General features: G+C 71.7%; 23 protein-coding genes. 18 read left to right on the top strand and 5 right to left on the bottom strand.

The annotated features are described in order from the left end of the window. Positions 1-29: 29 nt before the first annotated feature. Positions 30-1,001: an agmatinase gene (gene speB, locus ABTY04_RS11290; protein WP_352213108.1), complete on the bottom strand. Its 972-nt coding sequence runs from the start codon at positions 999-1,001 to the stop codon at positions 30-32. Between the two features lie 118 nt (positions 1,002-1,119). Between speB and ABTY04_RS11285 the strand changes: the two genes are divergently transcribed. From ABTY04_RS11285 to ABTY04_RS11270, 4 genes are all read left to right on the top strand, one after another. Beyond that, positions 1,120-2,652 carry a PucR family transcriptional regulator gene (locus ABTY04_RS11285; RefSeq protein ID WP_352213107.1) on the top strand — a complete coding sequence of 511 codons (1,533 nt, stop codon included), beginning with the start codon at positions 1,120-1,122 and terminating at the stop codon, positions 2,650-2,652. Between the two features lie 146 nt (positions 2,653-2,798). After that, complete coding sequence (locus ABTY04_RS11280; RefSeq protein WP_352213106.1) at positions 2,799-3,956, top strand: acyl-CoA dehydrogenase family protein; 1,158 nt, start codon at positions 2,799-2,801, stop codon at positions 3,954-3,956. A gap of 35 nt (positions 3,957-3,991) precedes the next feature. After that, positions 3,992-4,870, top strand: coding sequence for an acyl-CoA thioesterase II (gene tesB, locus ABTY04_RS11275; RefSeq protein WP_352213105.1), 879 nt, complete (start codon positions 3,992-3,994; stop codon positions 4,868-4,870). A gap of 70 nt (positions 4,871-4,940) precedes the next feature. Further along, the gene (locus ABTY04_RS11270; RefSeq protein ID WP_352213104.1) at positions 4,941-5,414 is read left to right on the top strand and encodes a hypothetical protein; all 474 of its coding nucleotides are present in this window, start codon (positions 4,941-4,943) and stop codon (positions 5,412-5,414) included. On the opposite strand, the gene ABTY04_RS11265 is transcribed toward ABTY04_RS11270, so the two are convergent. Further along, positions 5,380-5,853, bottom strand: a complete 474-nt coding sequence (locus tag ABTY04_RS11265) for a MarR family winged helix-turn-helix transcriptional regulator (protein WP_352213103.1) — start codon at positions 5,851-5,853, stop codon at positions 5,380-5,382. The genes ABTY04_RS11270 and ABTY04_RS11265 overlap by 35 nt on opposite strands. Positions 5,854-5,931: 78 nt before the next feature. Here ABTY04_RS11265 and ABTY04_RS11260 point away from each other — a divergent pair, with 78 nt between their 5' ends. Further along, positions 5,932-6,774, top strand: coding sequence for an SDR family NAD(P)-dependent oxidoreductase (locus ABTY04_RS11260; RefSeq protein ID WP_352213102.1), 843 nt, complete (start codon positions 5,932-5,934; stop codon positions 6,772-6,774). 82 nt (positions 6,775-6,856) lie between these two features. Here the strand turns inward: ABTY04_RS11260 and ABTY04_RS11255 are convergent, their stop codons facing one another. Next, the gene (locus tag ABTY04_RS11255) at positions 6,857-7,663 is read right to left on the bottom strand and encodes a phosphatase (protein ID WP_352213101.1); all 807 of its coding nucleotides are present in this window, start codon (positions 7,661-7,663) and stop codon (positions 6,857-6,859) included. A gap of 56 nt (positions 7,664-7,719) precedes the next feature. Next, on the bottom strand, positions 7,720-8,298 hold the full coding sequence (locus ABTY04_RS11250; protein ID WP_352213100.1) for an SACE_7040 family transcriptional regulator: 579 nt from the start codon (positions 8,296-8,298) through the stop codon (positions 7,720-7,722). Positions 8,299-8,397: 99 nt separating this feature from the next. Between ABTY04_RS11250 and ABTY04_RS11245 the strand changes: the two genes are divergently transcribed. From ABTY04_RS11245 to ABTY04_RS11200, 10 genes are all read left to right on the top strand, one after another. After that, positions 8,398-10,014, top strand: a complete 1,617-nt coding sequence (locus tag ABTY04_RS11245; RefSeq protein WP_352213099.1) for a carboxyl transferase domain-containing protein — start codon at positions 8,398-8,400, stop codon at positions 10,012-10,014. 23 nt (positions 10,015-10,037) lie between these two features. Next, a complete protein-coding gene (locus ABTY04_RS11240) occupies positions 10,038-12,164 on the top strand; it encodes an ATP-binding protein (protein ID WP_352213098.1) in 2,127 nt (708 codons plus the stop codon). Between the two features lie 11 nt (positions 12,165-12,175). Then, on the top strand, positions 12,176-13,096 hold the full coding sequence (locus tag ABTY04_RS11235) for a hydroxymethylglutaryl-CoA lyase (protein ID WP_352213232.1): 921 nt from the start codon (positions 12,176-12,178) through the stop codon (positions 13,094-13,096). 7 nt (positions 13,097-13,103) lie between these two features. Then, positions 13,104-14,264 (top strand): acyl-CoA dehydrogenase family protein, encoded by a 1,161-nt coding sequence (locus ABTY04_RS11230; protein WP_352213097.1) that lies wholly within the window; start codon positions 13,104-13,106, stop codon positions 14,262-14,264. Positions 14,265-14,392: 128 nt separating this feature from the next. Then, positions 14,393-15,439, top strand: a complete 1,047-nt coding sequence (locus ABTY04_RS11225) for an ABC transporter substrate-binding protein (protein WP_352213096.1) — start codon at positions 14,393-14,395, stop codon at positions 15,437-15,439. A 51-nt stretch (positions 15,440-15,490) separates the two neighbouring features. Next, a complete protein-coding gene (locus ABTY04_RS11220; RefSeq protein WP_352213095.1) occupies positions 15,491-16,411 on the top strand; it encodes a siderophore-interacting protein in 921 nt (306 codons plus the stop codon). 143 nt (positions 16,412-16,554) lie between these two features. Then, a complete protein-coding gene (locus ABTY04_RS11215; protein WP_352213094.1) occupies positions 16,555-18,036 on the top strand; it encodes a pyridoxal phosphate-dependent decarboxylase family protein in 1,482 nt (493 codons plus the stop codon). Next, positions 18,020-19,339 (top strand): lysine N(6)-hydroxylase/L-ornithine N(5)-oxygenase family protein, encoded by a 1,320-nt coding sequence (locus tag ABTY04_RS11210; protein WP_352213093.1) that lies wholly within the window; start codon positions 18,020-18,022, stop codon positions 19,337-19,339. Before ABTY04_RS11215 ends, ABTY04_RS11210 begins: the two co-directional genes overlap by 17 nt. Beyond that, positions 19,336-19,920 (top strand): GNAT family N-acetyltransferase, encoded by a 585-nt coding sequence (locus tag ABTY04_RS11205; protein ID WP_352213092.1) that lies wholly within the window; start codon positions 19,336-19,338, stop codon positions 19,918-19,920. The genes ABTY04_RS11210 and ABTY04_RS11205 overlap by 4 nt, the downstream gene beginning before the upstream one ends. Continuing rightward, positions 19,917-21,701 carry an IucA/IucC family protein gene (locus tag ABTY04_RS11200; protein WP_352213091.1) on the top strand — a complete coding sequence of 595 codons (1,785 nt, stop codon included), beginning with the start codon at positions 19,917-19,919 and terminating at the stop codon, positions 21,699-21,701. The genes ABTY04_RS11205 and ABTY04_RS11200 overlap by 4 nt, the downstream gene beginning before the upstream one ends. 119 nt (positions 21,702-21,820) lie before the next feature. Here ABTY04_RS11200 and ABTY04_RS11195 read toward each other — a convergent pair whose 3' ends face one another. Next, positions 21,821-23,398, bottom strand: a complete 1,578-nt coding sequence (locus ABTY04_RS11195; RefSeq protein ID WP_352213090.1) for a beta-N-acetylhexosaminidase — start codon at positions 23,396-23,398, stop codon at positions 21,821-21,823. A gap of 51 nt (positions 23,399-23,449) precedes the next feature. Here ABTY04_RS11195 and ABTY04_RS11190 point away from each other — a divergent pair, with 51 nt between their 5' ends. The 3 genes from ABTY04_RS11190 to glmS all read left to right on the top strand — a co-directional run bounded on the left by ABTY04_RS11190 (position 23,450) and on the right by glmS (position 26,630). Continuing rightward, a complete protein-coding gene (locus ABTY04_RS11190) occupies positions 23,450-24,355 on the top strand; it encodes a DUF4429 domain-containing protein (protein ID WP_352213089.1) in 906 nt (301 codons plus the stop codon). 108 nt (positions 24,356-24,463) lie between these two features. After that, entirely contained in the window at positions 24,464-24,739 is a 276-nt protein-coding gene (locus ABTY04_RS11185) for a hypothetical protein (RefSeq protein WP_352213088.1), read from the top strand. Between the two features lie 73 nt (positions 24,740-24,812). Beyond that, positions 24,813-26,630: a glutamine--fructose-6-phosphate transaminase (isomerizing) gene (glmS, locus tag ABTY04_RS11180; protein WP_352213087.1), complete on the top strand. Its 1,818-nt coding sequence runs from the start codon at positions 24,813-24,815 to the stop codon at positions 26,628-26,630. Positions 26,631-26,635: the final 5 nt, after the last annotated feature.

Raw genomic sequence — 26,635 nt, 5'->3', positions numbered from 1 at the left:
TCGGGTTCGCCTTCGCCGCCGCGCTGTGCTTATCGACCCTGCCTGGCGGCAGCGATCTGGCGGCTCATGATCGTGGTCAGCTCGTACGCGGTGTGCGAGGCCGCGACCGAGGTGATCTCGGCGTGATCGTACGCCGGGGCGACCTCGACGACGTCCGCCGAGACCAGGTTGCAGGAGGACAGGCCCCGGATGATCTCCAGCAGCTCGCGGGAGGTCATGCCGCCTGCCTCCGGGGTGCCGGTGCCGGGGGCGTGCGCCGGGTCCAGGACGTCGATGTCGATCGAGATGTACAGCGGGCGGTCGCCGATGCGCTGGCGCAGCTGGTCCGCGATCTCGTCGGCGCCTCGCCGGTAGACGTCGGCCGAGGTCACGATGCCGAAGCCCATCTTGGCGTCGTCGTCGAGGTCCTGCTTGCCGTAGAGCGGGCCGCGCGTACCGACGTGGGAGAGCGCCTCGGTGTCGAGGATGCCCTCCTCCACGGCGCGGCGGAACGGCGTGCCGTGCGTGTACTCGGCGCCGAAGTACGTGTCCCAGGTGTCCAGGTGCGCGTCGAAGTGCAGCAGCGCGACCGGGCCGTGCTTCTTGGCGACGGAGCGGAGCAGCGGGAGCGCGATGGTGTGGTCGCCGCCCAGGGTCATCAGGCGGGAGCCCGCGCCGAGGAGCTCGTCGGCGGCCGCCTCGACGGTCTCGACGGCCTCGTTGATGTTGAAGGGGTTCACGGCGATGTCGCCGGCGTCCGCCACCTGGGCGAGCGCGAACGGGGAGGCGTCCTGCGCCGGGTTGTACGGGCGCAGCAGGCGGGAGGCCTCGCGGATGGCGTTGCCGCCGAAGCGGGCACCGGGGCGGTAGGAGACACCCGAGTCGAACGGCACGCCGACGACGGCGACGTCCGCCGAGCCGACCTCGTCCAGGCGGGGCAGCCGGGCGAAGGTCGCGGGGCCCGCGTAGCGCGGGATGCGGGAGGAGTCGACCGGTCCGCGCGGCGTCTGCTCGGTGCTCATGGGGGGTGCCCTTCTGGTGGTCCTGCGTGTGCGGTCCTTCGAGCGTAAGCCGGGGCCGGGGCGGCGCGAAGTGTACGTTTTATCCACCGACCCGTTTTGATGTGTACGGAGTATCCACATGAGCGTGCCCCCCGCCGCGCCCGCCCCGCCGACCCAGGCGGTGCCGCTGGGCGTGCTGCTGGCCGACCGGGAGCTGGGACTGCGGCACCTCGCCGGGCCCGCCGGGGCCGATGTGCACGGGGTCCACGCCTCCGAGATGGCGGACCCGTCGCCGTATCTGCTGGGCGGGGAACTGCTGCTGACGGCGGGGGCGGAGCTGGGGTCCGGGACCGGGTCGACCGCCGGCTCCGGGGCGTACGACGCGTACGTGGCCCGGCTGGCCTCGGCGGGGACGGCCGCCCTCGGCTTCGGCGTGGCGCCCGTCCACGAAGAGGTACCGCCCGCCCTGGCCGAGGCCTGCGCCCGGCACGGGCTGCCGCTGCTGGAGGTCCCTCCGCACACGCGGTTCACGGCCGTCGCCCGCGCCGTCTGGCGCCTCATGGCCGAGGCCCGGACCCGGGAGCTGCGCCGGGTGACCGAGGCCCAGCAGGCCCTGGCCGCTGCGGCCGGCCGTCCGGATCCGGTCCCTGCGGTGCTGGCGCGGCTCGCGGCGAGCCTGGGCGGATACGCGGTCCTCTGGCCGACGGGCCGCTCGGCGGGCCCCGTACCGGGCCCCTCGGCCGGGGGCGGGGCGAGGGCGGTGGCCGGGGTGCCGGACGGGGTGCCGGACGAGGCGGCTCCGCGGGGTGGCACGGTGCTGCCCGCGATGGAGGCCCTGCTGGCCCGCGTCGGCCGGGAAGGGGGTCCGGCGACGGCCACCGACCAGGCCGAGGGATGGCACCTGGCCGCCTACGCCCTCGGCCGGACCTCCGCCCTCGGCACCGCCACCGCTGCCCGCACCCCCGGCGACCACACCGTCGCCTCGATGGCCGCGGTCCTGCTGGCCCTGCTCACCGCCGAGCGGCCGGCCGGGGCCGAGGCCGCCGCGCTGGCCCGGCTGCTGCTGGGCGGCTCCCCCGCCGGGGCGCTGGGCGGGCCGGGGCCCTGGTACGCCGTCCACGCCCGCGGCGGCGCCGACCCGCAGTCCCTCGCCGCCGCGCTGGGCACCGTACTGCTGGACCCTGCCGGACCGGCCGTACGGCTCCTCACCGACCGGGAACCCTCCCCGAAGCCCGGGTGGCGGCTGGGGGTCAGCGCCCCGGCCGCGCCCGACGCCCTGGCCACCGCCGACGCGCAGGCCCGCCGCGCCCTGGACCGCGCCGAGGCGGCCCGCACCCCGCTGGCCCGGCACACCGACCCGGGCTTCGCGGGCCTGGTCGGCGAGGCCGAGGCACGGGCCCACGCAGAGGCCCTGCTGAACGGGGTCTCCCCCGCCCTGCGGGACACCCTGCGCGCCTGGCTGGCCCACCACGGCAGCTGGGACCGCAGCGCCGCCGCCCTGGGGGTGCACCGCAACACCGTCCGCCAGCGCATCGCCCGCGCCGCGACCCTGCTCGGCCGCAATCTCGACGACCCGGACACCCGGATGGAGCTGTGGTTCGCCCTGCGGTGGTCCGCCGCTCCACCGGAAGGACCGCCGGCACCGGAGCGGCCGGACGCACCCCGCGGCTGACGGCGGCCGGGCAGGCGCCCTCCCGGGCGGGGGCCGCGGCCTGCGTCGAGGCTCACTCTGGACAGAATCGACAACTCGCCGGTAACTTAGTATGAGCAAGCGCTTAGCCAACGGCGGCGGACCGCCGCGACCGAAGGGAGCCGGCCGTGCGCCGTACCGTTTTCAACGAGGACCACGAGGCGTTCCGCGAGACCATCCGCGCCTTCATAGAGGCCGAGGTCGTCCCGGTCTACGACGAGTGGTTCGCGGCCGGCCAGGCTCCGCGCGACTTCTACTACAAGCTCGGCGAGCTGGGCGTCTTCGGTATCAACGTCCCCGAGGAGTTCGGCGGCGCGGGCCTCGACACCCACAAGTTCGAGGCCGTCCTGTACGAGGAGACCTCCCGCGCGGGCGTGAACTTCGGCGGCTCCGGCGTGCACGTGCTGCTCGCCCTCCCCTACATCAAGATGCTGGCCGACGACGAGCAGAAGAAGCGCTACCTGCCGAAGTTCGTCTCCGGTGAGGAGATGTGGGCCCTTGCGATGACCGAGCCGGGCACCGGTTCCGACGTCGCGGGCATGAAGACCACCGCCAAGCTCTCCGAGGACGGCACGCACTACGTCCTCAACGGCTCCAAGACCTTCATCACCGGCGGCGTGCACGCCGACCGGGTGATCGTCTGCGCCCGCACCTCCGCCCCGCGCGAGGACGACCGCCGCTTCGGCATCTCCCTCTTCGCCGTGGACACCAAGTCCGAGGGCTACTCGATCGGCCGCAAGCTCGACAAGCTCGGCCTGCGCACCTCCGACACCGCCGAGCTGGCGTTCGTCGACGTCAAGGTCCCGGTCGAGGACCTGCTCGGCGAGGAGGGCAAGGGCTTCTACTACCTCGGCCACAACCTGGCCTCCGAGCGCTGGGGCATCGCCTTCGGCGCGTACGCCCAGGCTGCCGCGGCCGTCCGGTTCGCCCAGCAGTACGTCACCGACCGCACCGTCTTCGGCAAGCCGGTCGCGCACTTCCAGAACACCAAGTTCGAGCTGGCCGCCTGCCAGGCCGAGGTGGACGCCGCCCAGGCCGTCGCGGACCGCGCCCTGGAGGCCCTGGACGCCGGCGAGCTGACCCCCGCCGAGGCCGCCTCCGCGAAGCTCTTCTGCACCGAGGTCGCGCACCGCGTGATCGACCGCTGCCTCCAGCTGCACGGCGGCTACGGCTACATGAACGAGTACCCGATCGCCCGCCTGTACGCAGACAACCGCGTCAACCGCATCTACGGCGGCACCAGCGAGATCATGAAGTCCATCATCGCCAAGTCGATGGGCCTCTGAGGACCCGTCGGGACAAGGGACTTGCCTTTCCCCTCATGAACGAGGCACTGGCGACGCTCCTCGATCTGCTCGACCTGGAGCAGATCGAGGAGAACATCTTCCGCGGTACCAGCCGTTCGGCGCTGGTACCGCGCGTCTTCGGCGGCCAGGTCGCGGCCCAGGCGATGGTCGCGGCCGGCCGGACCGTGCCCGAGGACCGCACCGCGCACTCGCTGCACTCGTACTTCCTGCGCCCCGGGGACCCGGGCGCGCCCATCGTGTATTCGGTCGACCGGATCCGCGACGGGCGCTCCTTCACCACCCGCCGGGTCGTCGCCGTCCAGCACGGCCAGCCGGTCTTCCACCTCTCCGCGTCCTTCCAGACGTACGAGGAGGGCCTCGACCACCAGGCCGCGATGCCCGACGCGCCCGACCCCGAGACGCTGCCGACGGCCGCCGAGTCGCTGCCCGCGTACCGGGAGATCTTCCGCGACCCGGGCACGGTGGAGCGGCTGCTCGACGCGCGCGCCGCGGTGGACCTGCGGTACGCGACGGTCCCGCCCTGGGGCAGCGTCGGCGAGCCGGTCGAGCCGCGCTCGCAGGTGTGGTTCCGTACCGCCGGCAAGCTGGAGAGCGACGACGCGCTCCTGCACACGTGCCTGGCCACCTACGTCTCGGACATGACCCTGCTCGACTCGGTGCTGCTCGCGCACGGCCGGGGAGGCTGGGCGGTGGGCGACGTGGTGGGCGCCTCGCTGGACCACGCGATGTGGTTCCACCGGCCGTTCCGCGCCGACGAGTGGCTGCTGTACGACCAGGAGTCCCCGTCGGCGGCCGGCGGGCGGGGCCTCGGGCAGGCCCGGATCTGGACGCAGGACGGGCGCCTCGCCGTGACCGTCATCCAGGAGGGTGTGGTGCGCGTCCCGCGCGCCTGACCTCGAAGATCCCGCGTGCGCTCGGCCACAGTGCGGAACTGACCAGGCCGGCGGGGCGTCGGCTGGAAGCATGATCGCTTTCCTTTTCGCCCTCGCCGTGATCTCTCCGTTCGCGGGCGTCCTGGTTCTCGGCCGGCTGGCCGTCCACCTGGTGGTCACGGTCCGGCGGCGCTCCGCCGCGGACCTGCTCGGCCCGTTCACCTTCCTGCTGGCGGCCCTCCTCGCCCTGTGCGCCGTCGGCTCGGTGTACATCTGGGGCCTGTCGTACGGCGTGTACGTCCTCGATCCCGACGAGGTGTGCGGGTACGCCCTGTACGGCGAACGCGAGAAGACGGTCGTCTGGGAATCGTCGTTCCCGCTCTCCGTGCACTGCGCCGACCATCCCGGGGATCCGGGCGGGCGGCAGCTGATCCCCGGCTGGGTGAACCCGGCCGTCATGGCCGCCGCCGCGACCGCCGCGGCGTGTGCGCTCGCGGCGCCGCTGGCACCCCTGCTGCGGCGCAGGGTGCTCAAGGAGCCGACGACGGCCCCTTCGGATTCTTGAGCTTGGCCCAGACGGCTTCCAGGGCGGCGATGTCGGCGTCGTCGAGCCGGTCGTCGAAGACCTCGGCGAGGGCCTCGCGGCGGGTGGCGTCGGCCTCCGCGAAGGCGCGGCGGCCCGCTTCGGTGAGGGCGATGCCGACCGACCGGGCATCCGTCGGCGAGGGTATCCGCTCGACCAGTCCGCGGGCCTGGAGCGAGTCGGCGACGCGGGAGACCTGGCTCCGGCTGAGCAGGGTCCTGGCGCCGAGCTCGGAGGGGGCGACCGGCTCCTTCTGGCCGCGCAGCCACAGCATGACCTCGAACCAGGACAGCGGGAGGTCGTGGTGGCGCGTGAGGGCCTGGTCGACCCGCGCGGTGAGGGTGGTACCGGCCCAGACCAGTCCGTAGAAGGCGTGGTCCCGGGAGGTGAGACCGCCCATGGTGAGCTCGTTGTGCGCCATGCGGACAGGGTACCGGTTGCGTGCACACGCACACAAAGATAATGTGTGTGTGCACGCACAGATAAAGGGAGACTTTCCATGAGCACCAAGACCGTCCTCATCACCGGCACCTCCTCCGGCATCGGCCTGGCCGCGGCCGTCGCCACCGCCCAGGCCGGCTGGCACACCGTCGCCACCATGCGCGACACCGGCCGGGCCGACGCCCTGCGCAAGGCCGCCGACGAGGCGGGCGTGGCCGACCTGGTGCAGGTCAAGCGGCTGGACGTGACCGACGCGGCCTCGGTCGCCGCCTGCGTGGCGGAGGTCGTCGCCGAACACGGCCGGCTCGACGCGGTCGTGAACAACGCGGGCGCCGGGTTCGTGGGCACCATCGAGCAGATGGGCATGGAGCCGGTCCGGGCCGCGATGGAGGTCAACTACTTCGGCGTCGTCGAGCTGACCCTGGCCGCCCTCCCCCACCTGCGCGCCTCCGGCGGGCGGGTCCTCACCGTCACCAGCGTCGGCGGCGTGATCGGCCAGCCGTTCAACGAGGCCTACTGCGCGGCCAAGTTCGCCGTCGAGGGCTTCATGGAGTCGCTGGCGCCGGTCGCCGCGTCCACCGGGGTCCAGGTGGCCGTCGTCGAACCGGGCGCCGTCGCCAGCGAGTTCGTCGCCAGCCTGCAGCTCGACGTACCGGCCCTGCTCGCCGAGGCCGGACCGTACGCCCCCGCGCTGAAGACGTACGTCGAGCGCACCACGCAGTCCTTCGCCAACGCGCAGACCCCCGCGGAGGCCGCGGCCCCCGTCGTCGAGGCGCTGACCGCCGACCGGATGCCGTTCCGCGTGCAGACCTCCGACTGGGCCCGCGACTTCGTCGCCACCAAGCTCACCGACCTCGACGGCTCGGCCGTGCAGTCCATGACCGCCGGCTGGGTCCGCTAGCCGCTCCGCTCCTGCCCCCGTGTCCCGGGGCTCCGCCCGGGGTGCGGGGGCCGGAGCCCGCGGATCGGACTCGGAGTCCGGGTCAGAGGAGGCCTGCGGCAGCCAGCAGGTACGCGACCATCGGGTCGTAGAAGCGCGGGTCGCGCACGTGGTCGTCCAGCGGCACCGCCACCTGGAGGGTGCCCTCCGCCTCGCCGACGAACAGCGCCGGGTCGTTGCAGTCCGCGTAGCCCACCGCGTCCAGCCCGCGCTGCGCCGCGCACCCCGCCCAGCCGTGGTCGGCGACGACCAGGTCCGGCTGGGGGCGGCCCTCCGCCGTCAGGCCGTCCAGGATCGCGGCCATCGGCTCCGGCGAGTGGGTGTGCCACAGCGTCGCCCCGCGCTCCAGGACGGCGACGTCCGCGAACTGCCACACCGAGCCCTCGTCCGCGACCAGGCCGGAGGGGATCACCACGATCTCGCAGCCCGCCGCGCGCAGCGCGGCCGCCGTCGCCCGGTGGACGTCCAGCAGGCCGCCCGGGTGCCCGGTGGCCAGCAGCACGCGCTGCCGGTCGAGGGCCGCCTTCCGCAGCCGTGCGGCCATCCGCTCCAGGCCGGACACCGTCAGCTCCGGGTCGATCGTGTCCTGGCCGAACCGGTACGCGGCGTCGTCGACGACCCCGCACCGCTCCGCCATCACGGCGAGCACGTCCTGCTCGTCCGCCCAGCGGTCGCCCAGTTCCAGGCCCAGCCAGTAGTGCCGGTCGCCGTTGGCGAGCTTGCGGTAGTGCGACAGGTTGTTCTCGCGTGGCGTCGCGACCTGACCCGAGATCCGGGTGCGGACCAGATGGTCGACGAGTTCGGCGCGGCTCGGTACGGGCGTCTCTATCGGCTTCGGCATGCGGCCCATTCTGCCGCCGCCGGGCCGGAGTCGTCGGTTCCATCCCGACCGGCGGACACGTGGCTTCATCCCGACAGCGCCCCGAACGCCCCGTGGGCCAACCGCCGCAGCAGCGATTCCGTCGCCTCGCGGCCGAGCGCCGCCAGGTGCGGGGTGGAGTTGAGCAGGCCGAAGACGGCATGGACGGCCACCCGTACCTCCGCCTCGCCGACCTCCGGGTGCAGTTCCCGCACGACCTCCACCCACAACTCCACGTACTGCCGCTGGAGCTGCCGTACGAGCTTGCGGTCGGCGTCCCGCAACCGGTCCAGCTCCCGGTCGTGGAGGGTGATCAGCGCCCGGTCGTCGAGGGCGAAGTCGATGTGGCCGTCGATGAGGGAGGCCAGCACGCCGACCGGGTCGCCCGCGGCCTCGGCCACCCGGTGGCGGCCTCCGGTCAGCAGCCGCTCGCTGATCCCGACCAGCAGCTCCGCGAGCATGGCGTCCTTGCCCGCGAAGTGGCGGTACAGGCCGGGGCCGCTGATGCCCACCGCAGCCCCTATCTCGTCCACGCCGACGCCGTGGAATCCGCGGGCGGCGAAGAGGCGCGCGGCCTCACTGAGGATCTGCTCGCGACGGGTCGGGGCGGCCGCTCTGGTGCTCATGGGAATCCATTCTAGACAGGGCCGTTAGCGGTCGTTAACCTAAGTCGTACATGCGTTAACGCTCATTAACAGCGTGCACCGAGCAAGGGAGCTCGACCGATGCAGCAGGCACCAGTGCTGACGAGCGCCGCGGACCCGGCGTCCGAGGCCTGGCGGACCAACGAGGCCGCCCACCGCGAGCTCGCCGAGGGGCTGCGGGCCCGGCTCGACGCGGCCCGGCTCGGCGGTGGCGAGAAGGCCCGCGCCCGCCACACCGCCCGCGGGAAGCTGCTCCCCCGCGACCGCGTGGACACCCTCCTCGACCCCGGATCCCCCTTCCTGGAGCTGGCCCCGCTGGCCGCCGAGGGCATGTACGGGGGCGCGGCCCCGGCCGCCGGGGTCATCGCGGGCATCGGCCGGGTCAGCGGCCGCGAGTGCGTGATCGTCGCGAACGACGCCACCGTCAAGGGCGGCACGTACTACCCGATGACCGTCAAGAAGCACCTGCGCGCCCAGGAAGTGGCCCTGGAGAATCGTCTCCCCTGCCTCTACCTGGTCGACTCGGGCGGCGCCTTCCTCCCCATGCAGGACGAGGTCTTCCCCGACCGGGAGCACTTCGGCCGCATCTTCTACAACCAGGCCCGCATGTCAGGCGCCGGCATCCCGCAGATCGCCGCCGTCCTCGGCTCCTGCACGGCGGGCGGCGCGTACGTCCCGGCGATGAGCGACGAGGCCGTCATCGTCCGCGGCCAGGGCACGATCTTCCTCGGCGGCCCGCCGCTGGTGAAGGCCGCCACCGGCGAGGTGGTCACGGCCGAGGAGCTCGGCGGCGGCGAGGTCCACTCCCGGATCTCGGGCGTCACCGACCACCTCGCGGAGGACGACGCGCACGCGCTGCGGATCGTACGGAACATCGTGGCGACCCTGCCCGAGCGCGGGGCCCTGCCCTGGTCGGTCGAGGCACCGCAAGAGCCGAAGGTGGACCCGTACGGGCTGTACGGCGCGGTCCCCGTCGACTCGCGCACCCCGTACGACGCCCGCGAGATCATCGCCCGGATCGTGGACGGGTCCCGCTTCCAGGAGTTCAAGTCGGAGTTCGGGCAGACCCTGGTCACCGGCTTCGCCCGGATCCACGGACACCCGGTCGGGATCGTCGCCAACAACGGCATCCTGTTCGCCGAATCCGCCCAGAAGGGCGCGCACTTCATCGAGCTGTGCGACCAGCGCGGGATCCCGCTCCTTTTCCTCCAGAACATCTCGGGCTTCATGGTCGGCCGCGACTACGAGGCCGGCGGCATCGCCAAGCACGGCGCGAAGATGGTCACGGCCGTGGCCTGCACCCGGGTCCCGAAGCTGACCGTGGTCGTCGGCGGCTCGTACGGCGCGGGCAACTACTCGATGTGCGGCCGGGCGTACTCGCCGCGGTTCCTGTGGATGTGGCCCAACGCCAAGATCTCGGTGATGGGCGGCGAGCAGGCCGCGTCCGTGCTCGCCACGGTCAAGCGGGACCAGATCGAGGGCGCCGGCCAGGAGTGGCCGCTCGAAGACGAGGAGGCCTTCAAGGCCCCGGTCCGCGCGCAGTACGAGGAACAGGGCAACTCCTACTACGCCACCGCGCGGCTGTGGGACGACGGGGTCATCGACCCGATGGAGACCCGGCAGGTGCTGGGACTGGCCCTGACCGCGTGCGCGAACGCCCCCTTGGGCGACTCGGGCTTCGGCATCTTCCGTATGTGACGTGTGACGTGAGGACCTCTTCGATGTTCAGCACTGTTCTGGTCGCCAACCGCGGCGAGATCGCGGTCCGGGTCATCCGCACGCTGCGGGAGCTCGGCGTGCGGTCCGTGGCCGTCTTCAGCGACGCGGACGCGGACGCACGGCACGTACGGGAGGCCGACACGGCCGTCCGGATCGGCCCGGCGGCCGCCGCCGAGAGCTACCTGTCGGTGGAGCGGCTGCTCGACGCCGCCCGCCGCACCGGCGCCGAGGCCGTCCACCCGGGTTACGGCTTCCTCGCCGAGAACGCGGCCTTCGCGGCCGCCTGCGCCGAGGCGGGCCTGGCCTTCATCGGGCCGCCGGCTTCGGCGATCTCCCTGATGGGCGACAAGATCCGCGCGAAGGAGACGGTGAAGGCGGCCGGGGTCCCGGTCGTGCCCGGCTCCTCGGGAAGCGGCCTGTCGGACGCCGAACTGGTCGCGGCCGCCGAGGAGATCGGCATGCCGGTGCTGCTCAAGCCCTCGGCGGGCGGCGGCGGCAAGGGCATGCGGCTGGTGCGGGACGCCGCCGTGCTGGCGGAAGAGATCGCGGCGGCGCGCCGCGAGGCGCGGTCGTCCTTCGGCGACGACACCCTGCTCGTGGAGCGGTGGGTGGACCGGCCGCGGCACATCGAGATCCAGGTCCTGGCCGACGCGCACGGCAACGTGGTGCACCTGGGCGAGCGCGAGTGCTCGCTCCAGCGGCGCCACCAGAAGGTCATCGAGGAGGCCCCGTCGGTCCTGCTCACGCCGGAGCTGCGGGCCTCGATGGGCGCGGCAGCGGTGGAGGCGGCCCGCTCGTGCGGGTACGTCGGCGCGGGCACGGTGGAGTTCATCGTCCCGGGGGGGGACCCGTCCTCGTACTACTTCATGGAGATGAACACCCGCCTCCAGGTGGAGCACCCGGTCACCGAGCTGATCACCGGGCTGGACCTGGTGGAGCAACAGCTGCGGGTCGCCTCCGGCGCCGAGCTGGGCTTCGACCAGTCCGGGATCCGGCTGACCGGGCATGCGATCGAGGCCCGCGTCTGTGCGGAAGACCCGGCGCGCGGGTTCCTGCCCTCCGGGGGGACGGTCCTGGCGCTGTCCGAGCCCTCGGGCGGGTCGGTACGCACGGACTCCGGGCTGGCGGCGGGGGTCGACACGGGCTCGACCTACGACCCGATGCTGTCGAAGGTGATCGCGTACGGCCCGGACCGGGCCGCGGCCCTCCGGGTGCTGCGGGGCGCCCTCGCCGACACGGTGATCCTGGGTGTCCAGACCAACGCCGGTTTCCTGCGGAGGCTGCTGGCGCACCCGGACGTGGTGTCGGGCGACCTCGACACGGGCCTGGTCGAGCGGGACCTGGGGTCCCTCCTGCCGGAGGGCGTGCCGCCCGAGGTGTACGCGGCTGCGGCCCTGCTGTCCGTCCCCCACCCCGCCCCTTCCCGGAACCGGGCTCTGCCCGGACCCGCGCCTCAGACGCCGGCGGGGCCGGATGCCTGGGTCGACCCGTTCGGGGCGGCCAACGGCTGGCGCCTGGGCGGCACCCCCGCCTGGACGGTCCACCACTTCCGCCTCCCCGGCCAGGAGCCCGTCGCCGTCCGCACCCGCCCGTACGGTTCCGGCACGGAGCTGCTGCTCGCACCCGCAGCCGACGGCGACGCCGGCCGGAATCCGGCCCTGCCGGCGATTGAGGCGCGGGGTCTGGGGCAGAGGCCCGGCGCACCGGCCCGCGGCCGGATCGTGGCCCGGACCGCCGAGTACCTGACGGTCGAACTCGACGGGGTCACCCACCGGTTCTCCTACGCCACCTCCCCGGAGGGGGCCTGGCTCGGCCGCGACGGCGACTCCTGGCACGTGCAGGACCACGACCCCGTCGCCGCCGCCCTCACCGGTGCCGGACACGCGGGCGCCGACACCCTCGCCGCCCCCATGCCCGGCACCGTCACCGTCGTCAAGGTCGCCGTCGGCGACCGCGTCGCCGCCGGGCAGAGCCTGCTCGTCGTGGAAGCGATGAAGATGGAGCACGTCATCTCCGCCCCGCACGCCGGCACGGTCACCGAGCTGGACGTCTCTCCCGGTACCACCGTGGCCATGGACCAGGTCCTGGCCGTCGTCACCCCGGACGAGGAAGAGGAGGAGGCGAAGTGAACGGGCTGCCCATGACCGTCCCGGCCCCCGGGCTGCCGGCCCGCGTCCGCATCCACGAGGTCGGTGCCCGCGACGGTCTCCAGAACGAGAAGACGGCCGTACCCACCCACGTCAAGGCCGAGTTCATCCACCGGCTGGCCGCGGCCGGTCTGACCACCGTCGAGGCGACCAGCTTCGTGCACCCCAAGTGGGTGCCCCAGCTGGCGGACGCCGAGGAGCTGTTCCCGCAGCTCCAGGACCTGGCCGGGGTGCACCTGCCCGTCCTCGTGCCCAACGAGCGCGGGCTGGACCGCGCCCTGGCCCTCGGCGCGGACCGCATCGCCGTGTTCGGCTCGGCGACCGAGACCTTCGCCTCCCGCAACCTGAACCGGACCGTCGCCGAGTCCCTCGCGATGTTCGAGCCGGTCGTGGCCCGCGCCAAGGAGGGCAAGGCGCACGTCCGCGGCTATCTCTCCATGTGCTTCGGCGACCCGTGGGAGGGGCCGGTCCCGGTCCACCAGGTCGTCCGCACGGCCAAGGCCCTGCTCGACCTCGGCTGCGACGAGCTCAGCCTCGGCGACACCATCGGCGTCGCCACGCCCGGCCACGTCCGGGTGCTGCTGAGCGAGCTGAACGAAGAAGGCGTGCCCGCCGACCGGATCGGTGTGCACTTCCACGACACCTACGGCCAGGCGCTGTCCAACACCCTCGCCGCGCTCCAGCACGGGGTGACCACCGTCGACGCCTCCGCAGGCGGCCTCGGTGGGTGCCCGTACGCGAAGAGCGCCACCGGCAACCTCGCCACCGAGGACCTGGTGTGGATGCTCGACGGTCTCGGCATCGAGACCGGCGTCGACCTGGCCGCCCTCACCGCCACGAGCGTGTGGATGGCCGAGCAGCTGGGACGCCCCAGCCCCTCCCGTACCGTCCGCGCCCTCTCCCACAAGGAGTAACGAAGACATGCCCCTCGACCACCGGCTCACCCCCGAGCACGAGGAACTCCGCCGTACCGTCGAGGCGTTCGCGCACGACGTCGTCGCCCCCAAGATCGGCGACCTGTACGAGCGGCACGAGTTCCCGTACGAGATCGTCCGCGAGATGGGCCGCATGGGCCTGTTCGGCCTGCCCTTCCCGGAGGAGTACGGCGGCATGGGCGGCGACTACCTCGCCCTCGGCATCGCCCTGGAGGAGCTGGCCCGCGTCGACTCCTCGGTCGCCATCACCCTGGAGGCGGGCGTTTCGCTGGGCGCCATGCCCATCTACCTCTTCGGCACCGAAGAGCAGAAGCAGCAGTGGCTGCCGAAGATGTGCGCCGGCGAGGTGCTCGGCGCCTTCGGCCTGACCGAGCCGGACGGCGGCTCCGACGCCGGCGGCACCCGCACCACGGCCGTCAAGGACGGCGACGAGTGGGTGATCAACGGCTCGAAGTGCTTCATCACCAACTCCGGTACGGACATCACCGGTCTGGTCACCGTCACCGCCGTGACGGGCCGCAAGGCGGACGGCCGTCCGGAGATCTCCTCGATCATCGTCCCGTCCGGCACCCCCGGCTTCACGGTGGCCGCCCCGTACTCCAAGGTCGGCTGGAACTCGTCGGACACCCGCGAGCTGGCGTTCGACAACGTGCGCGTGCCCCTGGCCAACCTGGTCGGCCAGGAGGGCCGCGGCTACGCCCAGTTCCTGCGCATCCTCGACGAGGGCCGCATCGCCATCTCGGCGCTCGCCACGGGCCTCGCGCAGGGCTGCGTGGACGAGTCGGTGAAGTACGCGAAGGAGCGCAAGGCCTTCGGCCGGCCCATCGGCGACAACCAGTCCATCCAGTTCAAGCTGGCGGACATGGAGATGCGCGCCCACATGGCGCGGATCGGCTGGCGCGACGCGGCCTCCCGCCTCGTGGCCGGGGAGCCGTTCAAGAAGGAGGCGGCGATCGCGAAGCTGTACTCCTCCACCGTCGCCGTCGACAACGCGCGTGAGGCCACCCAGATCCACGGCGGCTACGGGTTCATGAACGAGTACCCCGTGGCGCGCATGTGGCGCGATTCCAAGATCCTGGAGATCGGCGAGGGCACCAGCGAGGTGCAGCGCATGCTCATCGCCCGCGAACTGGGCTTCGCCGGCTAGACACCGCGCACGCAGTACCTGGGGGCCCTAGAACTTAGGGCCCCCTTACCGCTTTCAGCCAAGGTTAGGCTAACCTTCCCTCCGAACGGCCCAGTGGTCGCCCGGCACGCATGAAAGCGGACATAGACATGCCCAAGTCCCGTACCTCCCGCCTCTCCCGCCGCGGTCTCCTCGCCGCCGGCGGTGCCCTCGGCCTCGTCGCGGCCCTCACCGCATGCGGCGGCTCCGACTCGGCGAAGGGCGGGGCGGGCGACAAGGACAAGGGCGCTGCGGCCTCGGGTGCCTGGACCTTCAAGGACGACCTCGGCAAGGACATCGGCCTCAAGGCCAAGCCGAAGAACATCGTGGCCTACACCGGCACCGCCGCCGCGCTGTACGACTACGGCATCAAGGTCAAGGGCGTCTTCGGCCCGACCAAGACCGCCGACGGCAAGGCGGACAGGATGGCCGGCTCGATGGACATCTCCAAGGTCGAGGTCCTCGGCAACGTCTACGACGAGTTCAACGTCGAGAAGTACGCGGCCCTCCAGCCCGAGCTGCTGGTCACCAACACCTGGGACGGCAGCTACTGGTTCGTTCCGGAGGCCTCCAAGGACAAGATCCTGAAGCTGGCCCCGGCCGCCGCGATCGGCGTGGGCGGCGACGCCTCCCTCGACAAGGCGCTGGAGCGCACGGCCGACCTCGCCAAGTCCCTGGGCGCCGACCTGAACACCAAGCAGGCCGCCGACGCCAGGGCCCGCTTCGACGCGGCCTCCGCCAAGGTCCGCGAGGCCACCAAGGCCAACCCGGGCGTCAAGGTGCTCGTCGGCTCCGGCTCCGCCGACCTGTTCTACGTCTCCACCCCGAAGACCTCGGCCGACCTGAAGTACTTCGAGACCCTCGGCGTCGAGTTCGTCACCCCGGAGAAGGACAAGCTGGACGCGGGCGGCTTCTTCGAGAGCCTCAGCTGGGAGAACGCCGGCAAGTACAAGGCCGACCTGGTCCTGCTCGACAACCGCACGGGCACGCTGCAGCCGGAGGAGCTGAAGGCCAAGCCGACCTGGGCCGAGCTGCCCGCCGTCAAGGCCGGCCAGGTCGCCCCGCGCGTGACCGAGCCGATCTACTCGTACGACAAGTGCGCCCAGATCCTGGAGGACCTCGCGAAGTCCATCCAGAACGCCAAGAAGGTCAGCTGACCCTCGGCGCCCGGACCAGGCGCCGCTTCCACTCCCAGGGGGACTCTCCGCATGACCGCCACCGCACCCGACGCCACCGCGTCCGACTCCGCCCCGGCCGCCGCCCACTTCCGGTTCTTCGAACTCGAAGTGCTCCGCACCCGCCGGCTCGGGCACTCGTTCCTGCGGGTCACGTTCGGCGGAAAGTCCCTCGCGGGCTTCCGTTCGGGCGGCTACGACCAGAGCCTCTCGCTCTTCCTGCCGCCTGCACACGAGGAGCACACCGTGCTCCCGTCCACCGACGAGGACACCTGGTTCGGCGCCTGGCGCGCGATGCCCGAAGCCGACCGCCCGGTGATGCGCTCGTACACCGTGCGCGAGCAACGCCGTACGCCCGAGGGCGCGGACGAGGTCGACATCGACTTCGTCCTGCACGGGGACTCGTCCCCCGCCTCGTACTGGGCCGGGCGGGCGGTGACCGGCCGCCGGATCACGGCGATCGGACCGGCCGTCGCGGAGAACAAGTCCGTACGGTTCCAGCCGCCGGCCGGCACCGACGCACTGCTGATGTACGCCGACGAGACGGCGCTTCCCGCCGCCGCCGCGATCCTGGACCGGCTTCCGGCCGGCACGCGGGTCGCGGCCTGGTTCGAGGTTCCGCACGCCGACGACCGGCTCGTCCTGCCGACCCTCGCCGACGCGGACATCACGTGGATCGTGCGGGAGGGCGGTGCGGGCAAGGAGCGTGCCGAGCGGGTGCTGGAGGCGCTCCGGGCGGCCGAACTGCCGGTCGCCGAAGCTCCGTACGTCTGGCTGGCGGGCGAGGCGGGCACCGTCCGGGCGGTCCGCAGGCATGTCGTCCAGGAACGCTCCATCGACCGGCGCGCGGTGCGCTTCACCGGCTACTGGCGCCTCGGCGCGAGCGAGGAGCAACTCCTCGCCGAGGCGTACGCGGGTCAGGCAGCCAGCGAGGACCCCGCCTCCGAGCTGTAGCAACTCCCTTTTCCCGCACCCGTTTTCGATGATGGGCCCCGGCTTTTCGCCGGGGCCCATCATCATTTGGCGCGAAAATTAGGTTAGGCTAACCTAAGAATCATCTTCCCCACCCCCCTCTTTTCCCGCCCGGAGGAACGTTGATGCGCTCGCATCTGCTGAATGAGACGACCGCGGACCTCTACCGGCGTTCCGTCATCGAAGGCGTCGAGCGCGTCGCCGCCAAACTCGCGACCACGGAGCGGCCCCACACCGGCATCTCGGTCGACGAACTCGCCCCGGTGATCAACGGGATCGACCTGGACCGGCCGCTCGAAGACCCGGCCGCCGTCCTCGACGAGCTGGAAGAGGTCTACCTGCGCGACGCGGTGTACTTCCACCACCCGCGCTACCTGGGCCACCTCAACTGCCCGGTCGTCATCCCCGCCGTACTCGGCGAGGCCGTCCTCTCGGCCGTCAACTCCTCCCTGGACACCTGGGACCAGTCCATAGGCGGCACCCTCATCGAGCGCCGCCTGATCGACTGGACCGCCGGCCGCATCGGCCTCGGCCCGGCTGCGGACGGCATCTTCACCTCCGGCGGCAGCCAGTCCAACTTCCACGCGCTGCTGCTGGCCCGCGACGAGGCCTGCCGCACCGTCATGCGGCGCAGCGAACGGCCGCTCGCGAAGTCCGAAGTCCTGCCCAGGCTGCGCATCTTCACCTCCGAGGCCAGCCACTTCAGCGTCAGGAAGTCGGCCGCCATGCTCGGGCTCGGCTACGAGGCCGTCATCACCGTCCCGGTCGACCGGGGCCGCCGCATGGACACCTCCGCGCTCGCCCTGGAGCTGGAGGAGTGCGCCGCCGAGGGCCTGTTCCCGATGGCCGTCGTCGCCACCGCCGGCACCACCGACTTCGGGTCCATCGACCCGCTCCCCGAGATCGCCCGCCTGGCCGCCGAGCACTCCGCATGGATGCACGTGGACGCCGCGTACGGCTGCGGACTGCTGGTCTCCCCCACCCGCCGGCACCTGCTCGACGGCATCGAACGGGCCGACTCGGTCACGGTCGACTACCACAAGTCGTTCTTCCAGCCGGTCAGTTCCAGCGCGATGCTGGTGCGCGACCGCGACACCCTCGGACACGCCACCTACCACGCGGACTACCTCAACCCGCGCCGCATGGCGCAGGAGCGGATCCCGAACCAGGTCGACAAGTCCATCCAGACCACGCGCCGCTTCGACGCGCTCAAGCTCTGGATGACCTTGCGCACCATGGGCGCCGACGGCCTCGGCTCGCTCTTCGACGAGGTCATCGACCTGGCCGCGGCCGGCTGGGACGTCATCGACGCCGACCCGCGCTTCGAGGTCGTCGTCAAGCCCCAGATCTCCACCCTGGTCTTCCGCTACGTGCCCGGAGGCGGGGTCCGCAAGGACCTCGTCGACGAGGCCAACCTGCACGCCCGCAAGGCACTGTTCGCCTCCGGCGAGGCAGTCGTCGCCGGCACCAAGGTGGACGGCGACCAGTACCTGAAGTTCACCCTCCTCAACCCGCAGACCACGACGGCCGACATCGCAGCCGTCCTCGACCTCCTCGCGTCCCACGCCGAGCAGTACCTGGGAGAATCCCTTGCAGTCGCCTCGTGAGCCCCGTGACCCCCGCCGGCCCTTCGACTTCATCGGTGTCGGCCTCGGTCCCTTCAACCTGGGACTCGCCTGTCTGACCGCGCCGATCGGCGAGCTCGACGGCCTCTTCATCGAGACGAAGCCGCACTTCGAGTGGCACGCCGGGATGTTCCTGGACGGCGCGCACCTGCAGACGCCGTTCATGTCGGACCTGGTCACCCTGGCCGACCCGACCTCGCCCTTCTCCTTCCTGAACTACCTGAAGGACAAGGACCGGCTGTACTCCTTCTACATCCGGGAGAACTTCTACCCGCTGCGGACCGAGTACAACGACTACTGCCGCTGGGCCGCCGACCGCCTCGACAACGTGCAGTACTCCACGTCCGTCACCGAGGTCACGTACGACGAGCGGGCCGGTCTGTACGAGGTCCACACCGACCGCGGCGAGACCCACCTGACCCGCCGCCTGGTCCTGGGCACCGGCACCCCGCCGTTCCTCCCGCAAGCCTGCGCCGGGCTGGGCGGCGACTTCACGCACAACTCCGCGTACATGCAGCACAAGGCGGAGCTCCGGCAGAAGAAGTCGATCACGCTCATCGGCTCCGGCCAGAGCGCGGCGGAGATCTACCACGACCTGCTGTCCGAGATCGACGTGTACGGCTACCGGCTCAACTGGGTCACGCGTTCCCCGCGGTTCTTCCCGCTGGAGTACACGAAGCTGACGCTGGAGATGACCTCACCGGAGTACGTGGACTACTTCCACGCGCTCCCCGAGGAGACCCGGTACCGGCTGGAGAACCAGCAGAAGAACCTCTTCAAGGGCATCGACGGCGAGCTCGTCAATGCCATCTTCGACCTGCTGTACCAGAAGAAGGTCACCTCGCCGGGCCCCGTCCCGACCACCCTGCTGACCAACACCTCCCTGAACTCGGCGGCGTACGACACCACCACGGGCACCTACACCCTGGGGCTGCGCCAGGAGGAGCAGGAGCGCGACTTCTCCCTCGCCACCGAGGGCCTGATCCTCGCGACGGGGTACAAGTACACGCTGCCGCAGTTCCTGAACCCCGTCCGCGACCGCCTCGCCTTCGACGGCCACGGCCGTCCCGACGCAGCGCGCAACTACAGCATCGACGTGGCCGGCCGCGAGGTCTTCCTCCAGAACGGCACGGTCCACAACCACTCCATCACCTCGCCCGACCTGGGCATGGCCGCGTACCGCAACGCCTACATCGTCGGAGAGCTCCTCGGCCGCGAGTACTACAAGGTCGAGAAGTCCATCGCGTTCCAGCAGTTCGCGGCCCCGGAAGGCATGCACGCATGAGCACCACCGAAATCCTGTACAGCCGCGTCGACGCGGACCTCGGGACCTTCTCCGTGAGGCCCCTGGACCCGTTCGCCGACGCGGAGCTGCTGCACGGCTGGGTCACCCACCCGAAGGCCTCGTTCTGGATGATGCAGGACGCCTCGCTGCCGGACGTCGAGCGCGAGTACATGCGGATCGCCGCCCACGAGCACCACCAGGCCTTCATCGGCCTGCACGAGGGCCGCCCGGCCTTCCTGATGGAGACGTACGACCCGAGCGAGCTGGAGCTCGTCGGCCTGTACGACGCCCAGCCCGCCGACGTCGGCATGCACTTCCTCGTCGCCCCGAGCGACCGGCCGCTGCACGGCTTCACCCGCGCGGTCATCACCACGGTCATGGCCGCGGTCTTCGCCGACCCGGCCACCGGGCGCGTCGTGGTCGAGCCGGACGTCGCCAACACCGCCGTGCACGCCCTGAACGAGGCCGTCGGCTTCGTGCCGGAGCGGCAGGTCACCAAGCCGGAGAAGGAAGCCCTGCTGAGCTTCTGCACCCGCGCGCAGTTCGAGGCGGCCACCGGCCTGACGGGAGCCTCCGTATGAGCCTCGCCGACGCGATCTCGCACCTCTCCCCCGAACTGTGGGCCCGCGCGAACCGCGCACTGGTCCGCAAGGCCCTGGCGGAGTTCTCGCACGAGCGCCTGCTGACCCCGGAGCCGCTCGGCAACTCGGCGTACTCGGTCCTCAGCGACGACGGCACCGTGGAGTACCGCTTCACCGCGGCCCTCCACGCCCTGGACCACTGGGCGGTCGACGAGGCCTCCGTCACCCGCCACCGGGACGGCGCCGAGCTGCCCCTGGACGCGATCGACTTCCACATCGAGCTGAAGGACGCCCTCGGTCTCAGCGCCGAGGTCCTGCCGGTGTATCTGGAGGAGATCTCCTCCACCCTGGCGGGCTCGGGCTTCAAGTACACGAAGCCGCAGGTCCCGGCCGCCGTCCTGGCGAAGTCCTCCTTCCAGGACATCGAGACGGGCATGACCGAGGGCCACCCCTGCTTCGTCGCCAACAACGGCCGGCTCGGCTTCGGCGTGCACGAGTACCTCTCGTACGCCCCGGAGGCGGCGAGCCCCGTCCACCTGGTGTGGGTGGCGGCCCGCAAGGACGTCTCCACCTTCACGGCGGGCGCGGGCCTCGACCACGACGCGTTCATGCGCGCGGAGCTGGGCGAGGACACCATCGCCGGCTTCGAGGCCGAGATGTCCTCCCTCGGCCTGGACCTGGCGGACTACCACCTGCTGCCGGTCCACCCCTGGCAGTGGTGGAACAAGACCACGGTCACCTTCGCGGGCGAGATCGCGAACCGCCGCCTGGTCCTGCTCGGCGAGGGCGCGGACGCGTACCGGGCCCAGCAGTCGATCCGTACGTTCTTCAACACCACGACGCCGGCGAAGCACTACGTGAAGACCGCCATCTCGGTCCTCAACATGGGCTTCATGCGCGGCCTGTCGGCGGCCTACATGGAGGCCACCCCGGCGATCAACGACTGGCTGCACCAGCTGATCGAGGGCGACGAGGTCCTGCAGTCGGTGGACTTCTCGATCATCCGCGAGCGCGCGGCCATCGGCTACCACCCCCGCCAGTACGAGCGCGCCACCGACCGCCACTCCCCGTACCGCAAGATGCTGGCCGCCCTGTGGCGCGAGTCCCCGGTGGAGTCGCTCCGGGAGGGCGAGCGGCTCGCGACGATGGCCTCGCTGCTCCACGTGGACGCGGACGGCCGCTCCTTCGTCGGTGCGCTGATCGAGGATTCCGGCCTGACCCCGGCCGAGTGGCTGCGCCACTACCTGCGGGCCTACCTCGTCCCCCTGCTGCACTGCTTCTACCGTTACGACCTGGCGTACATGCCGCACGGCGAGAACACGATCCTCGTCATCGAGAACGGCGTGGTGAAGCGGGCGATCTTCAAGGACATCGCCGAAGAGATCGTGGTCATGGACCCCGACGCGGTGCTCCCGCCGGCCGTCGAGCGCGTCAGGGCCGACATCCCGGAGGACATGAAGCTCCTGTCGGTCTTCACGGACGTCTTCGACTGCTTCTTCCGCTTCCTGGGCTCGATCCTGGCCACGGAGGGCATCTGCGAGGAGGACACCTTCTGGCGGGCGGTCGCGGACTGCGGCCACGCCTATCAGGAGTCGACGCCGGCCCTGGCGGAGCGTTTCGTCCGCTACGACCTGTTCGCGGACGAGTTCCAGCTGTCCTGCCTGAACCGCCTCCAACTGCGCAACAACAAGCAGATGGTCGACCTCGCCGACCCGGCGGCCGCCCTCCAGCTGATCGGCACCCTCAAGAACCCCGTCGCGCGCTTCGCTGCGCGGCGGTGACCGGGGGGCGGGCGCGGCGTCGATACGGTCCCTCGACACCGCGCCCGCCGCCGTACACCCCCCACCGGCCTCCGCCTGCGGGCGCCTCCGCCCCTGCCCCCCGGAACCTCAGGCGCACCTCAGGACCACGGCACGTCCGGGGCCCGGTAGAACGTGATGTCCTGGGCGTCGAGGCGGGGCGCCTGGGCCGCCAGGCGCCGGCTGTAGTCCGTCCAGTTCTGCGGGCCCCGGCTCCAGCCCAGTTCCGCCAAGCCCAGGATCCGGGGGAAGGCCATGAACTCCAGGTCCGGGCGGGTGGCGATGGTCTCCGTCCAGAGGGGGGCCTCCACGCCCAGGACCGAGGATTGCGGGACTCCCGTCAGGTACGCACCCGGGTTCCATTCGTAAGACCGCCGCACCGGGACGTAGCCGGCCCAGGCCAGGCCCTGCTTGGTCGTGGTGTCGTACTTCATGTCCAGGTACAGGCGGTCCGCCGGCGACAGGATCAGCGGATGGCCCGCCTTCGCCGCCGCGGCCACCCCCGCCTTCTCGGCGGCCGAAGTCCTGTCGTGGCCCCAGTACTGGAGCACGGTGCCCCGTGCCGGCCGGGCCGTCGCCAGCTGGTGCCAGGCCACCACCGTCTTGCCGTGGCGTGCCACGGCCTGCTGGGCCCGGTCCATGAACGCCCCGTAGTCCGCCGCCGGCGTCGAGAGCGCCTCGTCGCCGCCGATGTGCAGGTAGCGGCCCGGCGTCAGCTCGGCGAGCTCGCCGAGCACGTCGTCGATGAACTCGTACGTCCGCTCCTTGCCGACGCACAGCGAGCTGAAGCCGACCTTGGTCCCGGTGTACCGCTCGCGCGCCTTCCCGTCGCAGTTCAGCTCCGCGTACGAGGCCAGCGCCGCGTTGACGTGCCCCGGCATGTCGATCTCCGGGACCACGTCCACGTACCGCTCCCCCGCGTACGCCACCAGGTCCCGGTACTGCTCCTTCGTCCAGTACCCGCCGGGTCCGCCGCCGACCTCGCCGGCGCCGCCGTACTCCGCCAGCCGCGGCCAGGAGTCGATCGCGATCCGCCAGCCCTGGTCGTCGGTCAGGTGCAGGTGCAGGGTGTTGACCTTGTACTGGGCGAGCTGGTCGACGTACCTCTTGACCTGCTCCACCGTGAAGTGGTGGCGGGCGATGTCGAGCATGGCGCCCCGGTACGCGAAGCGGGGCGCATCGGTGATCTCACCGCCGGGCACGGTGCCCGGGCCGGACACCGGCAGCAGCTGCCGCAGCGTCTGCCCCGCGTGGAAGAGCCCCGCCGGGGTCCGGGCGGTCAGTGTGACCCCACCCGGGCCGGACTCCAGCCGGTACCCCTCGGCGCCGACGCCCTCGGCGTCCCCGTCGAGCCGCAGCCGGATCCCGTCGCCGCCGGCCGCGTCGACCACCGGCAGCGGGAGCCTGCCGGGGCCCCTGAGCTGCTGTGCGAGGAGCTCGCCGACCCGGCGGACCTCCTCGTCGCCGGTCGGGCCGGTACGGATCACGGTGCCCGCTCCGACGGCGTACCCGGGGCCTTGGGGGCGGGCGGAGGCCGGAGCGGGCAGAAGCTGTTCGTAGGGGGTGAGGGCGGCGGGGCGTGCGTCCCCGGATCCGGGGTCGTCACCGGGGGATGCCGCGCAGGAGACGGCCGCGCCGAGGACGAGGAGGGTGCCGAGCGTGCGTCGCAGGACTCTCATAGGGCAGGTATAGGCCAACTGGCTTTCTGTGGCCGGTGCGAGAATCGATGGATGGCGGAAATCATCCAGAAGGACGGCACATGGACCTTCGACGGGGACGCGGTGCGCATCGTGCCCGGCCGCGACAAGGGGGTGGGGCTGCTGCGCCAGACGCTGGGCGAGGTGGTCGTGCCGCTGCACGCGCTGGCAGGGGTCAGTCACGAACCGGGGCGCAAGGCGGGCCGGTTGAGGCTGAAGCTGCGTGACGGAGCAGACCCGCTGCTCCAGGTGACCGGTGGGCGGCTGCCGGACGCCTCCGACCCGTACCGGCTGACCGTGGAGGCGGACCGGACCGGCGTGGCGGAGTACTTCGTGGACGAGGTCCGCAATGCGCTGCTGCTGGACCAGGTCGGCGCCGGACCGGCGGACGCGTACCTGCTGCCGGGGCCGGCCGTGCCGATCACCGTGGCGGCGGGGGACGGAACGGTGGTTTTCGACGGCGACAGGGTGGCACTGGACTGGAACTGGACGACGGAGGAGGCCAAGAGCTCCGGGGGGCCGCGCGAATTCCGGGTCGCGGACCTGCGGGCGGTGGAGTGGTCCCCGTCGAAGGGCCTGGACAACGGATGGATCCGGTTCACGCTGGCGGGCGCCCCGGCGGCGCCCGCACCCAAGTACGACCCGTACACGGTGGAGCTGTTCGGTTTCAAGAAGGACCCGCTGATGGCGCTGGTCGCGGCAGCCGTGGCGGTGCGGATGCCGCATCCCCGCAGTGCCGCGGCCCCGGCCGAGCACGACCCGGCCCCGTCCCCGGCGCCGGTGCCGGAGCTCGCGGCCTCGGCCCCCGGGCCGGTGGCCGCGGAGGACCACGACGCGCTGCTGCGCCGGCTGCGGGAGCTCGGCGACCTGCATCAGGGGGGCATCCTCACGGCGGAGGAGTTCGCTGCAGCCAAGCAGGCCGTTTTGCGGCGTTTCTAACCGCTTAGTAACTGGATTTACACATTCCGCTGGTCTGGACCAGGTGGATCCTGCCCGATTCCGGGCAGAATCTTTGCGTTCCCGGCCGCGGCCCGTCAGTATCTACGAGTGCTCGACCGCCGCCCGTCTCATGACGATCTCGTCGACCACCTGGTGCGCAGCACCGCGCTGCAGCGCGGCGAGGCCGCCCGGGTGGTGCTCGACGTGCTCGCGTACTTCGACGAGACGGCCGAGGAATTCGTGCGCCGCCGCCACCGTGAGCTCCAGTCCGGCGGCGCGGTCAACGCGGAGATCTTCGAGCGGATCGCGGCCGAGCTGCCGCACCGCGCCGTGGCGCCGCCGGAGCTCTCGCTCCGGCAGCTGCGCCGCATCGTCTACGGCTGAGCGACAGGGCCGCCGGCAGGGCGCGGCGACAACAGCGGCAAGAGCAACCGAACTTCAGGAGGGGCAAGACTTTATGTGCGGAATCGTGGGATACATCGGCAAGCGTGACGTGGCACCGCTGCTGCTGGAAGGCCTGCAGCGGCTGGAATACCGCGGGTACGACTCCGCGGGCATCGTCGTGAACAGCCCGAAGTCCCCCGCGCTCAAGGTGGTCAAGGCCAAGGGCCGCGTCCGCGAGCTGGAGTCCCGGGTGCCCAAGCGCTTCGCGGGCACCACCGGCATCGCCCACACCCGCTGGGCCACCCACGGCGCGCCGAGCGACCTCAACTCCCACCCGCACCTCGACGCCGACAGCAAGGTCGCGGTCGTCCACAACGGCATCGTGGACAACGCCGCCGACCTCCGCGCCAAGCTGGAGTCCGAGGGTGTCGTCTTCGTCTCGGAGACCGACACCGAGGTCATCGTCCACCTGGTCGCCCGCTCCCAGGCCTCCACCCTGGAGGAGAAGGTCCGCGAGGCCGTCAAGGTCATCGAGGGCACCTACGGCATCGCCGTCATGCACGCCGACTTCGCCGACCGCATCGTGGTGGCCCGCAACGGCTCCCCGGTCATCCTCGGCATCGGCGAGAAGGAGATGCTCGTCGCCTCCGACGTCGCCGCGCTCATCGCCCACACCCGCCAGGTCGTCACCCTGAACGACGGCGAGATGGCCACCCTCAAGGCCGACGACTTCCGCACCTACACCACCAGCGGGACGACGACCAACTCCACCCCCGAGACCGTGGAGTGGGAGGCCGCCTCCTACGACATGGGCGGCCACGACACGTACATGCACAAGGAGATCTCCGAGCAGCCCGACGCGGTCGACCGCGTGCTGCGCGGCCGGATCGACGACCGCTTCAGCACCGTGCACCTGGGCGGCCTGAACCTGGACCCGCGCGAGGCGCGCGGCATCCGCCGGGTCAAGATCCTGGGCTGCGGCACCTCGTACCACGCGGGCCTGATCGGCGCCGGCCTCATCGAGAGCATGGCCCGCATCCCGGCGGACGCCGAGCCGGCCTCCGAGTTCCGCTACCGCAACCCGGTCGTGGACCCCGACACCCTCTACATCGCCGTCTCCCAGTCCGGTGAGACGTACGACGTGCTGGCGGCCGTGCAGGAGCTCAAGCGCAAGGGCGCCCGCGTCCTCGGCGTGGTCAACGTGGTGGGCTCCGCGATCGCCCGCGAGGCCGACGGCGGCGTGTACGTGCACGCCGGCCCCGAGGTCTGCGTCGTCTCCACCAAGTGCTTCACCAACACGGTCGTGGCGTTCGCGCTGCTCGCCGTGCACCTGGGCCGGATCCGGGACCTGTCGGTCACCGACGGCAAGCGGATCATCGAGGGCCTGCGCAAGCTGCCCGCGCAGATCGAGGAGATCCTCCAGGGCGAGGACGAGATCAAGCGCCTCGCGGCCGAGTACGCCGAGGCCAAGTCGATGATGTTCATCGGCCGGGTCCGCGGCTACCCGGTGGCCCTGGAGGCCTCCCTCAAGCTGAAGGAGATCTCCTACATCCACGCCGAGGCCTACCCGGCCTCCGAGCTCAAGCACGGCCCGCTCGCGCTCATCGAGCCGGCGATGCCGACGGTCGCGATCGTCCCCGACGACGACCTGCTGGAGAAGAACCGCGCGGCGCTGGAGGAGATCAAGGCCCGCAGCGGCCGGATCCTGGCGGTCGCCCACCGCGAGCAGGAGAAGGCCGACCACACCATCGTCGTGCCCAAGAACGAGGACGAGCTGGACCCGATCCTGATGGGCATCCCGCTCCAGCTGCTGGCGTACCACACGGCCCTGGCCCTGGGCCGGGACATCGACAAGCCGCGCAACCTGGCGAAGTCGGTCACCGTCGAGTAGTCGCA

It is taken from the genome of Streptomyces sp. NPDC097981 (genome assembly GCF_040302565.1).
Classification (GTDB): Bacteria; Actinomycetota; Actinomycetes; order Streptomycetales; family Streptomycetaceae; genus Streptomyces.
The sequence above is the reverse complement of the archived record's forward strand: the minus strand, read 5'-3'. Positions and strand labels throughout refer to the sequence as shown.

Coding starts and splice junctions, on each gene's coding strand:
- speB (WP_352213108.1), bottom strand. CDS start 1,001: ATGAGCACCGAGCAGACGCCGCGCGGACCGGTCGACTCCTCCCGCATC.
- ABTY04_RS11285 (WP_352213107.1), top strand. CDS start 1,120: ATGAGCGTGCCCCCCGCCGCGCCCGCCCCGCCGACCCAGGCGGTGCCG.
- tesB (WP_352213105.1), top strand. CDS start 3,992: ATGAACGAGGCACTGGCGACGCTCCTCGATCTGCTCGACCTGGAGCAG.
- ABTY04_RS11270 (WP_352213104.1), top strand. CDS start 4,941: ATGATCGCTTTCCTTTTCGCCCTCGCCGTGATCTCTCCGTTCGCGGGC.
- ABTY04_RS11265 (WP_352213103.1), bottom strand. CDS start 5,853: ATGGCGCACAACGAGCTCACCATGGGCGGTCTCACCTCCCGGGACCAC.
- ABTY04_RS11260 (WP_352213102.1), top strand. CDS start 5,932: ATGAGCACCAAGACCGTCCTCATCACCGGCACCTCCTCCGGCATCGGC.
- ABTY04_RS11255 (WP_352213101.1), bottom strand. CDS start 7,663: ATGGGCCGCATGCCGAAGCCGATAGAGACGCCCGTACCGAGCCGCGCC.
- ABTY04_RS11250 (WP_352213100.1), bottom strand. CDS start 8,298: ATGAGCACCAGAGCGGCCGCCCCGACCCGTCGCGAGCAGATCCTCAGT.
- ABTY04_RS11245 (WP_352213099.1), top strand. CDS start 8,398: ATGCAGCAGGCACCAGTGCTGACGAGCGCCGCGGACCCGGCGTCCGAG.
- ABTY04_RS11240 (WP_352213098.1), top strand. CDS start 10,038: ATGTTCAGCACTGTTCTGGTCGCCAACCGCGGCGAGATCGCGGTCCGG.
- ABTY04_RS11235 (WP_352213232.1), top strand. CDS start 12,176: ATGACCGTCCCGGCCCCCGGGCTGCCGGCCCGCGTCCGCATCCACGAG.
- ABTY04_RS11230 (WP_352213097.1), top strand. CDS start 13,104: ATGCCCCTCGACCACCGGCTCACCCCCGAGCACGAGGAACTCCGCCGT.
- ABTY04_RS11225 (WP_352213096.1), top strand. CDS start 14,393: ATGCCCAAGTCCCGTACCTCCCGCCTCTCCCGCCGCGGTCTCCTCGCC.
- ABTY04_RS11220 (WP_352213095.1), top strand. CDS start 15,491: ATGACCGCCACCGCACCCGACGCCACCGCGTCCGACTCCGCCCCGGCC.
- ABTY04_RS11215 (WP_352213094.1), top strand. CDS start 16,555: ATGCGCTCGCATCTGCTGAATGAGACGACCGCGGACCTCTACCGGCGT.
- ABTY04_RS11205 (WP_352213092.1), top strand. CDS start 19,336: ATGAGCACCACCGAAATCCTGTACAGCCGCGTCGACGCGGACCTCGGG.
- ABTY04_RS11200 (WP_352213091.1), top strand. CDS start 19,917: ATGAGCCTCGCCGACGCGATCTCGCACCTCTCCCCCGAACTGTGGGCC.
- ABTY04_RS11195 (WP_352213090.1), bottom strand. CDS start 23,398: ATGAGAGTCCTGCGACGCACGCTCGGCACCCTCCTCGTCCTCGGCGCG.
- ABTY04_RS11190 (WP_352213089.1), top strand. CDS start 23,450: ATGGCGGAAATCATCCAGAAGGACGGCACATGGACCTTCGACGGGGAC.
- glmS (WP_352213087.1), top strand. CDS start 24,813: ATGTGCGGAATCGTGGGATACATCGGCAAGCGTGACGTGGCACCGCTG.